This is a genomic window from Bradyrhizobium sp., from assembly GCF_052389815.1.
In the GTDB taxonomy this organism is placed as follows: Bacteria; Pseudomonadota; Alphaproteobacteria; order Rhizobiales; family Xanthobacteraceae; genus Bradyrhizobium.
The window spans coordinates 1-11,243 of sequence record NZ_JBQTHN010000015.1; the positions used below are offsets into that span (position 1 = coordinate 1).

An 11,243-nucleotide genomic window follows, 5' to 3' on the forward strand; every position below is an offset into this window, starting at 1 on the left:
GAAGCGGTCGGGGCGACGCATCTCCGGGGACTGCGGGATGGCGACCAACAGCGCGGCCTCGGCCACCGACAGCCGCCGCGGCTCCTTGCCAAAATAAGCAAGCGAGGCAGCACGCACGCCTTCGAGATTGCCGCCGAACGGCGCGAGCCGCAGATAGAGGCGCAGGATCTCGTCCTTGGAGAAGCGCCGCTCCAGCGCCAGCGCCAGCAGCGCCTGACGGAACTTGCCCCACAGCGAACGGTCGTGCTCGCCGAGCAGCAGGCGCACCACCTGCATGGTGATGGTCGAGCCGCCGGAGACGATGCGGCCGCTGGTGACGAGCTGGAACGCCGCCCGCGTCAGCGCCAGCGGATCGATGCCGGCATGGGAATGGAACCGCTTGTCCTCAAAGGCGAGCAGCAGCTTGAGATACGTCGGGTCGACATCGCGCTTCGCATCGACTGGCAGCCGCCAGCGCCCGTCGGACATCGCAAAGGCGCGCAGCAGCTTGCCGTTGCGGTCGACGATGGTGGTGGAGACGCGCTTGGCCTGATCCAGCGGCAGCGGCTCGAGCGAGATGACCCAGGCGGCGAAGGCCGAGACGAGGACGAGGAACATTGCAGCGACACCGGCCAGCATTTTTCGGCCGCGCCGCCCACCACGCGCGTCAAAGCCGGGCTTGTCCCGGCCATCCACGTCTTTCTTCGCCCCACGTGAAGTCGTGGATGACCGGGACATCTGGCGCGAAGACGGCGCTTCGCGCCTCTTGCCCGGGCATGACGAGCTAATATGGTCCCCGCGCTCGCTCATTTCGCCGGACGCACCTCGACGGTGCCGGTGGCGGTGCGGCCGTAGCGCGAGGGGTTGTACATGTCCTCGACATGGGCCTGCGGCAGCACGTACTTTCCGGGCGATACCGCGCGTACGATGTAGGCCACCGTGAAGAGCGCGTTGTGGTCGGCTGCGCGATCGATCGCCGCCGTGAAGCGGTCGTCGCGGAACTCCGTGTTCTCCGCCTCCACGCCGTCCTCGATCCAGTCCAGCGTGCCGCTGTCGCCGGAGGAGACCAGCCGCGGATTGTCGATCTCGAACCCCGCCGGCAGATAATCGGCCACCATGATGTGCCCGTATTCCGGCTTGGCCTCGATGATCTTCAGCACCACGGCAAAGCGGTCGTTCTGCTTCGCCTTGGTGACGTCGGCCGGCTTGCCGTCGAGCGTGTAGTAACTTCGCTCGATCTTGAAGCCGTTGGAGGCAGCCGGCTCGGGCGTGACCGGGGAGCCCGACACCGAGACCACCGCCTGCACCGGCGCTTCGCCGGTGTTGGTGATCTTGACCGGCTTGCCGGCCATGTCGGAGGCCTTGTAGCTGCGGAATACGGCCTGCCTGACCGAGGCACCGTCAATGTCGAGCGTCAGCGTCTCCTTGGCGAGCGCCCGCGCCGCCAGCACCATCCAGGCATTCTCCTGCGTGGAGGTATAGGGCGTAAGCCCGCGCGCGGCCTCGACCCGGGCGACCGCCTGGGTCAGCGTCGCCCGCGGCGCGTTACCTTCGCTGGCGAGTGAGACGAGAGCTGCGGCATCGCGCAGCGCACTGCCATAGTCGGTGCGGCCGAACTCGATTGAAGGCTTCGGGTTGAGCGCCTCGAGCGCGGCGCCATAGACCCGCTCCGCCCGCGCCTTGTCGCCGACCAGCGCCAGCGCCGCCGCGAGCTGCGACTTCGCAATCGGGGTTGCAAGCGAGGACAGCTTGGTGTCGGCGAGGTAGCGCAGATCGCCGATCGGGGCCACGCCATTGCGCGCCAGCACATAAAGGCCGTAGGCGAGGTCCCGGCCGCCGTCCTTCTCCGGCTCGTCGGCGTTGACGACCGAATTGCGGATGCGGTCGAGCGCACTCTTGAACTGCACGTCCGGCACCGCAAAACCCTTCTCACGAGCCCGGGTCAGGAAATCCGTGACATAGGCGTCGAGCCATTCGTCGTCGCCGCCCGCCGACCACAGGCCGAACGAACCGTTCGACCCCTGGCGGGCCAACAGCCGCTCGATGGCGTCCTTGATGCGCTGATCGACGGCAGCGTCCATCGCCAGATGCGCGCCGGCTGCGAGATCATTGACATAGAGCAGCGGCATCGCGCGGCTGGTGATCTGCTCGGAGCAGCCGTGCGGGTAGCGGTCGAGCGCCTTCAGGATGGTCGCGGCATCGAGCGCGGTCGACAGGCTGACCGAGAGCGACGCGCTGCCGGTGCCCGGGACGAGATCGCTGAACATGTCCGAGGTCAGCGTCAGGCTCTCGCCCTTGGCCAGCGTCCGGATCGAGCGCCGCGCCAGAATCTGGTTCGCCGCCTTGACGTCGACGGCGTAATGCCGCGCCAGGGTCAGCCCGTTCGGGCCCTTGATGTCGACGTCGAGATTGGCGGTGCCGGCACCGCCGGCATCGAGCGCCAGCGACAGCGAGGTGCGCTGCTTCTGGGCAAGCTTGACCGTGGTGGCGGGATTGCCGGTCACCTTCACCGGTCCGGTCGTCTTGACGCTGATGGTGTAGTCGCCGGCGGCTCCCTCGACGTTGTCGACGTCGAAGCTCACGGTGCCCTTGTCGCCGTTGAGCAGGAAGCGCGGCAACGTCGCCGTCAGCACCACGGGATCGCGCACCGTAACGTCGGTCGTGGCGCGGCCGAGCTTGGTCGCGGTCCATGCGATCGCCATCACCCGCGCCGTGCCGGCGAATTCCGGGATGTCAAAGCTGACTTCGGCCGCACCGTTGGCGCCGACCGTGACGATCCCCGAATAGAGCGCCAGCGGCTTCTGCGTCGGCGGGCTGCCGGTCAGCTCCGCGCCGGCATCGCCGCCGGACTTGATCTGGCCGCGCGTGCCCTGCATGCCGTCGATCAGCTGGCCATAGAGGTCGCGCACCTCGGCCGTGAGGCGGCGCTGGCCGAGATAGAAGTCGTCCGGCGCCGGCGGCTTGTAATTGGTGAGGTTGAGGATGCCGACGTCAACGGCGGCAATCACCACCTTGGCGTCCTCGCCGGGATTGAGTCCGCCGAGCTTGACCGGAATTTTCAGGGCGCTGCCCGGACGAACGAGCGGCTGCGGCGCGAGTTCGACCGCCAGCGTACGCGCCTTCTTGTCGATGCCGAACCATTTCAGCCCGATCGCGCGGCCGGGCATGCGCTGGGCCGCCGCATCGAGCGGTCGGCGCAAGGTCGCCAGCACATAGGCGCCGGTGCCCCAGTCCTTGCCGACGGATATCTTGACCTGGTTGGTGCCTTCCTTGACGTCGACGCTCTGCGTGGTCAGCAGCCGGTCGCCCAGCACATTCACCGTCAGCTTGCCGGCCGTGCGCGCATTGACCGACACCACCATGGTGTCGCCGGAGAGATATTCCGGCTTGTCGATGGAGGTCTCCAGCAGGTCCGGCGTGTCGGCGCCGCCTTCGGAGTACCAGCCGACGTCGAACTGCACCGAGGTGAGCGGCCCGTCGGCCTCGGTCGACTTGACGTCGAGGCGGTAGCGGCCGGGCTGCGGCACGAAGCTCAACCGCGCCGCCTGCTCGGCGGTGAGGTTGATATCGCCGTCACTGATGCGCTTCACCGACTTGACCGGCTCATACTCCCAATAATTGTTCTGGCGATACCACTGGTAGCGCGACTCGATCTTCATCAGTTCGTAGCGCAGGCCGCTGCGCGCGACCTGCTTGCCGTCGGGCGCGACGAACACGACGTCGAATTCGGCCTTGTCGCCTTCGGCGACGCTCTTCTCGCCGAACAGCGGCTTGACGCCGATCAGGTTGGCGGTGGGCGCCACCGGCAGCACCAGCTTGCGCTCGACCGCGCGGCCACCGGTCTCGGCCATGCGGATGAAGAACTGCGCCTCCTGCGGCCGGGTCGAGGCCGGCGCTTTTGCGAGGCTCACCGGGAAGGTCGCAACGCCATTGGCGTCGGCGACCGGAAGGTTTTCGAGCGGGGTGCGCTCGTTGCTGGAACTCTCCTCGTCCGCAACACCGAACTGGTAACCGGAGTAACCCGGTCGGCCGGAGGCTGCGGTGGTCACCAGCATGTCGCCCTCGATCTGCAGGCCCGAAGCCGGGGCGCCATAGAGGAAGCGGCCGTCGACCTTCAGCTCCACAGGAACTTCAGCCTTGATAACCTTGTCCTTGGAAGTAATCGAGAATTCGATCCGCTCCGGCAGATAATCCTCGACCATGAAGGTGGTTTCGCCGACGGCAGCCGCCTTCGGGTCGGTGAAGGCGCGCGCCCGCCAGGTCCCGGTCGGGACCGCGGAATTGAGTGCGATCGACAGGCTGCGGCCGCCGGCGCCCTGGTCGGGCAGCACGGCGCGGCGGTATTCGACGCCATCCGGCCGCTCGATCACCAGGGTCAGCGGTGTGCCTGATATGGCATTGCCCTGCCCATTGCGCAGCAGCGCGGTGAGATGAACGGTCTCGTTGGAGCGGTAGACGCCGCGCTCGGCATAGACAAAGGCATCCGCGCCTGCAGGCACGACGCGCCCCGCGACGCCGCGGTCGGTCAGATCGAAGGCGTTGCTCTTCAGGCTCAGGAAGGCGTAGTCCGCCTTCTCGCTCATGACCGTCACCATCGCCGGGGAGAGCCCACCCTCGCCGCGCGCCAGGCCCGCCTCGAACAGCACGTGGCCGGCTTCGTCGGTCTTGCGGGTGGCGAGGACCTCGTTGTTGCGCGCGATCAGGCGCACTTCGGCCTTGGTGACGGCTTCGGTCGAGGCCAGCGAATTGACGAAGACGTGGACGCCGTCATTGCCGGAGAACACGCTCACGCCCAAGTCGGAGACGATGAACCACTGCGTCGCCAGCGACGAGTCGTCCTGGCTGCCCGGATTCTTGGGCGCGGCGGTCATGACATAGACGCCCGGCTGCAGATCGCCGACCGCCTGGTCCACCGGGAAGGCGGTGGTGACGTCCTGGTTCAGGGTGGTTGCGGTGGCGAGTTCCCCCGACCACACCTTGACGCCGCGCTCGTCGCCGAGGTCGCTGAGCTCGTAGCGGCTGAGTGTGTTCTGGAAGTCGCCGCCGATCACGGTGTTGATGAGGTTGCGGTCGCCGATCCGGAACACGTTGATATTGACCGCCGGCGTGTTGACGCTGACCAGCGGGATGCCGCGCTGTCCGGTGCGCGGCAGCACGTAGGCGCGGCCCGTGAAGCGCACGAACGGCTTGCGGTCGCGCACATAGATGTTGAACTCGGCAGATTTCGGCAGGCTCTCCTTCACTGTGGACGGCAGGCCCGCGCGCAGATTGATGTTGTAGCGCTCGCCGTGCTTCAGTCCCTCGATGCAGAGCTGCTTGCCTTCCGAGGAGAGCGCCGGCTTGTCGGAGCCGGCCTGCGCCACGAAGGGCGAGAAGTCGACGCGCTTGGCGAGTTCCTCCGAGAACTGGAAGCAGGCCCGGGGCGTTGCGCCGTCGGAATCCACGCTGTAGTCGAGCAGGCGGAAGCCGTGCTGGTCGCGCAGCTTCTCATATTGTCCCCTGATGTCGGCGACCTCGCGCAGGTCCAGCGACAGCCGCATCGCGTCCAGCGCCGGACGCCACAGCTTGCGGTCGCCCAGCGCCCGGCCGAGCACGGCCAGGGCATCGGCCTCCTCGCCGGCATTGCCCGCACGCTGATAGGCGATGTAGGCCGCGGTGGAGGCGCGCTCGAGCAGGAAGGTCTGCTCGGTCGAGTTGACCGGGCGGATCTGGAAGATGGTGCGAGCAAGCCGCAGCCAGTTGCCGCTGTCCTCCGGCGTGGTGGCGGCGATCTTGCCGAGGAGGTCGAGCCCGGTGCGGAAATCGTTGCGCTTGAAGGCGGCGTCCGCATCGTTTTTCAGGGTGGCGGCGGGCTTGGCGACGGCTCCCGCCTCCTTCCTGATCTCGGCCTCCAGCTTGATGGCGGAATCGGCGAGTTCGTCGCGCTTGAAGCTCTTGTCCGCGGCCAGTGCCGAATTCAGGCCAAGCGCCAGCGTGGCGCACAAAGCTGCGGCGCGTACCAAACCGATCATGGGGAAGCTCCTTGGGGCGCGGACAACGGCCGCGCGAGGCATAAAACGCAGCGAAAAGGTGACGGACTGATGGCGGGGTGACGGGCGAGCGAAAAGGTCGCAGAGCATTGCCAAACGGGTCCCAAAGCCGCTTCCGGACGCATGGTCCGACGCGGCGCAACGAACGGCCGGACCGCCTGCCGGCGGCCCACCGTTCGCCTTAGTCGCTACAGACCGCCCGCCGGTTCGATACCGGCTTGGCGGCGCAGCGGATTTTTCATATTGGCAGTGTTACATACCCGGTTGCGCCGCCGCAAACGGTCTGGTCCCGTAGCTCAACTGGATAGAGCATCAGATTTCTACTCTGAGGGTTGCAGGTTCGAATCCTGCCGGGATCGCCAGGTGCGCCGTCCTCGGATCCGCTGACGCCCCGATCACGGCTTCGGGATGCGGTTCCCCTGAACCCGCGCCAACCTCCCCCTCGACCAAGAGCCGGATCGGATGAAACGGGAGGTTTCCATGTTCCGCCGCACTATGATGGCCAGCGCGATTGCCCTTCTGACGGCGCCTGTCACGGCAGCCGCCAGCTACCCGCGGACCATTGTCAGGAACAGGCGCCGGCGTTTTGCGATGCCGCGGCCGTTGATGGCTTGAGCCATTCCGCCGGCCGTGATGCGAGGCGCACGTCCAAACGCGCGCTCACGTCCACGCCGCGATGATCTTGACGCTCCACGCCAGGAACAGGGCGAACATGGTCAGCGTCGCCAGCATCAACACATTCTCGAAGGAAGCGAACTTCATTACTGTTCTCCGCTTCCTCACCCCGATTTGACCGTAGATGATTCCGCGAAGGCCGCCACTATTTTGCTGACGTATTCACAGCAAGTTACCCGTGGCTGTTGACGACAGAGATTAATCCCCGCGACTGCTTCGGTTCCCGGTTACGGGCGGCGGTCTCGGGATGACGGCCGCCCGCGCGCATCCCCGTCTACACACCTGCAAGAGGATTTGCGCCGCGACTTCAGTCTCGCTCGATCACGACATCGCGCGTCAGACGCGCGACGTCGTCGGGCCGGCACAGTTCGGTGCCGGGATGCAGCAGCGCGGCGGCGCCGGCGGCGACGGCGCTGCGGAAACAGTCGGCGGGCGCGTTGCCTGCGGCGAGGCCGAACACCAGTGCGCCCTGGAAACTGTCGCCGGCGCCGCCCGCGCTGCGCGGCGTGATCGTGAGCGGCCTCGCGCGCAATATTCCTTCCGACGTGACCAGCGCCGCGCCAAGATGTCCCATGGTCAGCGCCACGATCCTGGCTCCTCCGCCGTCGATCAGGCGCTCTGCCGCCACCTCCCACGCCGCCGGCGTGTCGGCGCCACCCGAGAGCTCGCGCATTTCCCGCAGGTTCGGCTTGATCAGGTCGACGCCTTCGGCGACGGCGGCAGCAAGGGCCGCACCCGATGTGTCCAGGATCACGCTGGCGCCGCGGGGCTTCGCGATCCGCGCCAGCTGTGCATAGAAGTCGTCGGGCACGCCGTCAGGCAGGCTGCCGCTGGCGACCAGAAAGCGCGGAAACGGATCCAACCCGGCGACCGCCGCCAGGCACGACTTCCATTCGTGCTCGGCAAGGCGCGGCCCGGGCAGGATGAAGCGGTATTGCTGGCCCGTGCTGGTCTCGTCGACGAAGAAATCCTCGCGGGTTTCGCCGGCGATGGGCAGCGCCCGGCCTGCGATGCCCTCGCCTTCGAGCAGCCGGCGCAACAGATCGCCCATCGCGCCGCCGGCAAGGTAGATCGCGCTGACGTCTCCGCCGAGGCGCGCGACCACGCGAGCCACGTTGATGCCGCCGCCGCCGGGGTCGTGCCGCTGCGAGGTCCCCCGCATCTTGTGGACGGGAACGATCCGCTCCACCGCGGTCGAGAGATCGACGGCCGGATTGAGCGTAACCGTGACGATGGCGGTCATGTCAGAATAGCCAATCCCGCAAGGTCAGGATCTATCCGCCCATCACGACCAGAGCGAGCATGGTCAGGGACGCCAGGACCAGCATGGTTTCAAAGGAAGCGAGCCTCATTCCGCCCTCCGCTTCCTACCCCGCCCGCGACTGTAGGTGATTCTGCTCCGCCAACACAGGCGATTGCGCCTGGCCGCGACGATCAGGCTCACCGCCGCGGCGAGAGCGCACCACGCGTCCTCCCCTCCGTGCTGGCCCTTAGGTGATCGACCGAAATGTTCGCTGTCCATTTTCGGAGCTAGCCTTGCAGAATGAACCGCTTCGGGAGAAGCCCATGACTGAGGTCCACTTCCACTGCGCCAACAATGCCGGTGCGACGGTCGACCGATGCAAGGCGATCGTGAGCGATTTTGCCGATACCCGCGCGTATGCCGAGCAGATCGTGCGCTCGTTGATCGCAAGGCCCGGCATGGAGGACTGGCGGGGCTGGCGGCTCATCGTCAAGGACGATATCGGCGCGGAAATCTTCGACTTGCCGTTCGCGTCCCTGCTGGGCAAGCCGCATTAAAGGAGGCGCCGATGACCTCGCTGAAGCCGCCCCTTCGCTTCGATGCAGTCGGCGCCGGATGGCGCAGACTGGTCAGGACCATTTTCGACCCCTACCGGCCTGAGTTCCACTACATGCGCGGGCCAGGGCCGAAATGGCGCGCCAAGCATCCGCCTTTTCCCGAGCGTTAGCCGGTTTGACGCTCGCGTGCGACGTGCGCACCGAAAACCGGCGCGCACGCTGGCCCGGGCTCAATCGTCGACAGCAGCCCGCCGGTTCTTGCGGTACGCTGCGGCCTCGCGCTCCATCACTGCGCGGCAGCCGGGACTGACCTGCGAGCGCTTGCGGATCATGCAGGCGGTAATCCTGGAGACGTTTGGAATTTCGCTCGAGCAAAGCCGCATGGCGTCGCCCGTGCACATCTGCTGGGCTTCGGAGGAGAATGCCAGGCCGGGCGATGCGGAGAGTCCGATGCCGGCGATGGCGATGGCGAGTGCAAGTGCTGGGTGGTGTATCCTGTAACGTGTCATGAAGTTGCGTCCCCTGGGTTTGCCGTTCCGCTTCTTGGGGGCGCTGTTGGCGGTTTGATGTGCCGCACTTGCCGACTAACACGCGAAGCTCGCTTCCGCTGTTGACGTTCGATGTGCTTGATCCGAATCGAAAGTAACCGCGCTGCCCCGCGCGAATTATGAGCGAGCGCCGTCGTTGCGCAATTCTCGCGTGAACGAATCCACCATTGTTGTGTGTTCTTGCTCGCCAGTGTTGCGCGACGGACTCACTCACCGCGACGCGAACGGATACGGTAACGGATAAGAGCGTCGGACTCGGCGTTGCAAGTTCCATGAGAGGAACGGCGCCGGCTACCGAGCCGCCTCTACTCGATTGCTGTCAGCCAGGCTGACCTATTCGGTCCGCTGCGTCGCTTTGTCAGGATTGAAGCGGTCCATCGCGTGCGTCAGATTCGTGCATTCCCCGATTGCCCAGAGGGAGCAATGCGATGATGAAGATCAGCGAAAGTCCGAGCCAACTCGTCGCCACGTCAGGCACCACCACGATCACGCTGGACCGGAACGCCGGCAAGGCGACCGTGCAGCGGAAGCTGCTGCTCTGGTCCCGCAAGCCCGTTGAGATGCCGTTGTCCGAGATCTGCGAATGCGCCGTCGATGCGGCCGTCGACCGGGCGTCCGGCGCGGAGATCTGCAACACGCTGCTGGTCACCCGGGACGGCGCGGCCTGGGCGCTGCCGGCCGACGACAAGAAGGAGGCGCAGACCGCCGCCACGCAACTCTGCAATTTCCTCGGGCTGGGTGCGCCGACGATTCATTGAGCCGGAAGGCGAAGACCGGCTCTACGCGTCATCCCCGACGGTCGCGATGCTTCTCGTGCGCAAGCCGTCCGTCAGGATGGCTGCGGCTTGGGCCCTTGCACCGGGGCCGGTCTAGGCTGCTTTCTGCACCGGACTCGTCGGCACCGGACTCGTCGGCACCGGACTGGTCTGCACCGGACCCGTCGCACCGTCGAGACGGCTCGACGAAGCGGGCGCGGCGGCGGCAAGATCTTCCCATCGTTCGGCCTGGCTAAGCCAGAACCAGTTTGCTTCCGGATGAAGTACCGCCTGTTGCCGGCAGATCGAGCCGAGTGCACGGTAGTGCCGGATGTCTTCCGGTGCAGTCGGCCATATCGGGCTTTTCACGATTGTTTCGCTCCCGTGTGACGCCATCGCACATCATCGGCGGCGTTCTTGTTGGCCGGGACTTCACCACCATTGCAGGCCGTTGGCAACAACGCCCGGCAGGCGCCTCGCTCTTTTTCGCGGCGGCCGTGGAAACGCCGCCTCCGCCTCGCTCAATCGTTTCGGTTCCACTTTGGAGCCGGCCGGCCAAAAGTTCCATCTGCGAAACAAAATATTGGACTCGTTTTGCCAACGGTTTCGGCGCACGCTGAGATGTTCCGCGAGAGCACCCAGGCATTTGCCGGTGACGGGAACGTCGGTTGCGCTCCCGCCCCGCTCGGACAAGGGAGATGCGGATGACCGTAATGCGCCGTCGATTCAAGCAATCCCGATCGTTGGAAGAACGGTTGGCCGCCGAGGCAAAGCGATTGCGCGACGAGGCCAGGTTGCTGCCGCCAGGCGCAGCCCGCGAAGCCGCCTTGCGAAAGGCAAGGCAGGCCGAGACCGCTTCGCATATGAATGCCTGGCTGACGTCGCCCGAAGCGAAGCCGCCGGCATAGCCATGAAGGATTTCGATGCTTCCGTCGAAAAGCTTCGGAAGGATGCCGCCGAGGCCGCGCTGATCCGCGATCTCGCGACCGACCAGGCCAAACGCGCGATGTTCGACCGGCTGCACGAGCATCTCAACCGGTTGGCCGATGAAGTTCAGCGCGCCATCAGGGTCCGGCAAAACCAATGAGTTGGGGAAGGCGGGCCTCGCCGCCCCGGCCTGGCAGACGAGATTCGGGCGGGCCGTGCATCCTGCTCTACGCGTCTCACTCCACGTAGCGATCGCGCGACTCGCGGCGGGCCGCCTTCTTGTTGTTGCCGCGCTTCAGGAAGGTCACCCCGATCTGGTCGCCGTTCACCCAGGCGAGCTTGCAGTGACGATAGGCAAGTCCGGTCGACGACAACACCAGGAAGAATTCGGTGAATTGAAGCCCGTCGATCGATGTGCCGACCGCGAGCTTGGCGCCCTCGTCCGATACGTCATAGATGCTGCAATCGCGGCGCCAGGTGCCGTCGATCGCCATCAACTGCGCCGACACCGGATGCTCGAAGGCGACGCG

Annotated in this window: 10 protein-coding genes and 1 tRNA gene; 5 read left to right on the forward strand and 6 right to left on the reverse strand. The window is 66.2% G+C overall.

Annotation, left to right across the window (positions count from 1 at the left end):
• Together ACT4OC_RS03760 and ACT4OC_RS03765 are read right to left on the reverse strand one after the other, a co-directional pair.
• Positions 1 to 789 (reverse strand): transglycosylase domain-containing protein (locus tag ACT4OC_RS03760; RefSeq protein WP_444837670.1); only part of this gene is annotated, 789 nt, incomplete at its 3' end.
• Positions 786 to 5,990, reverse strand: a complete 5,205-nt coding sequence (locus ACT4OC_RS03765; protein WP_444837671.1) for an alpha-2-macroglobulin family protein — start codon at positions 5,988 to 5,990, stop codon at positions 786 to 788. The genes ACT4OC_RS03760 and ACT4OC_RS03765, both read right to left, overlap by 4 nt.
• Positions 5,991 to 6,293: 303 nt before the next feature.
• Between ACT4OC_RS03765 and ACT4OC_RS03770 the strand changes: the two genes are divergently transcribed.
• Positions 6,294 to 6,370: transfer RNA gene (locus ACT4OC_RS03770), tRNA-Arg, on the forward strand.
• Positions 6,371 to 6,990: 620 nt separating this feature from the next.
• Here ACT4OC_RS03770 and ACT4OC_RS03775 read toward each other — a convergent pair.
• The gene (locus ACT4OC_RS03775) at positions 6,991 to 7,926 is read right to left on the reverse strand and encodes a 1-phosphofructokinase family hexose kinase (RefSeq protein WP_444837672.1); all 936 of its coding nucleotides are present in this window, start codon (positions 7,924 to 7,926) and stop codon (positions 6,991 to 6,993) included.
• A 323-nt stretch (positions 7,927 to 8,249) separates the two neighbouring features.
• On the opposite strand from ACT4OC_RS03775, the gene ACT4OC_RS03780 reads away from it, so the two are divergent.
• Together ACT4OC_RS03780 and ACT4OC_RS03785 are read left to right on the forward strand one after the other, a co-directional pair.
• Positions 8,250 to 8,483 (forward strand): DUF6894 family protein, encoded by a 234-nt coding sequence (locus tag ACT4OC_RS03780; RefSeq protein ID WP_444837673.1) that lies wholly within the window; start codon positions 8,250 to 8,252, stop codon positions 8,481 to 8,483.
• A gap of 11 nt (positions 8,484 to 8,494) precedes the next feature.
• Complete coding sequence (locus ACT4OC_RS03785; protein ID WP_444837674.1) at positions 8,495 to 8,653, forward strand: hypothetical protein; 159 nt, start codon at positions 8,495 to 8,497, stop codon at positions 8,651 to 8,653.
• 60 nt (positions 8,654 to 8,713) lie between these two features.
• On the opposite strand, the gene ACT4OC_RS03790 is transcribed toward ACT4OC_RS03785, so the two are convergent.
• Positions 8,714 to 8,992: a hypothetical protein gene (locus tag ACT4OC_RS03790; RefSeq protein WP_444837675.1), complete on the reverse strand. Its 279-nt coding sequence runs from the start codon at positions 8,990 to 8,992 to the stop codon at positions 8,714 to 8,716.
• Between the two features lie 467 nt (positions 8,993 to 9,459).
• Between ACT4OC_RS03790 and ACT4OC_RS03795 the strand changes: the two genes are divergently transcribed.
• Positions 9,460 to 9,789 carry a hypothetical protein gene (locus ACT4OC_RS03795; RefSeq protein WP_444837676.1) on the forward strand — a complete coding sequence of 110 codons (330 nt, stop codon included), beginning with the start codon at positions 9,460 to 9,462 and terminating at the stop codon, positions 9,787 to 9,789.
• A 111-nt stretch (positions 9,790 to 9,900) separates the two neighbouring features.
• On the opposite strand, the gene ACT4OC_RS03800 is transcribed toward ACT4OC_RS03795, so the two are convergent.
• Positions 9,901 to 10,155 (reverse strand): hypothetical protein, encoded by a 255-nt coding sequence (locus tag ACT4OC_RS03800; protein WP_444837677.1) that lies wholly within the window; start codon positions 10,153 to 10,155, stop codon positions 9,901 to 9,903.
• 277 nt (positions 10,156 to 10,432) lie between these two features.
• Between ACT4OC_RS03800 and ACT4OC_RS03805 the strand changes: the two genes are divergently transcribed.
• Complete coding sequence (locus ACT4OC_RS03805) at positions 10,433 to 10,873, forward strand: hypothetical protein (protein ID WP_444837678.1); 441 nt, start codon at positions 10,433 to 10,435, stop codon at positions 10,871 to 10,873.
• Positions 10,874 to 10,949: 76 nt separating this feature from the next.
• Here the strand turns inward: ACT4OC_RS03805 and ACT4OC_RS03810 are convergent.
• On the reverse strand, positions 10,950 to 11,243 hold a 294-nt coding region (locus ACT4OC_RS03810), incomplete at its 5' end, for a PilZ domain-containing protein (RefSeq protein ID WP_444837679.1).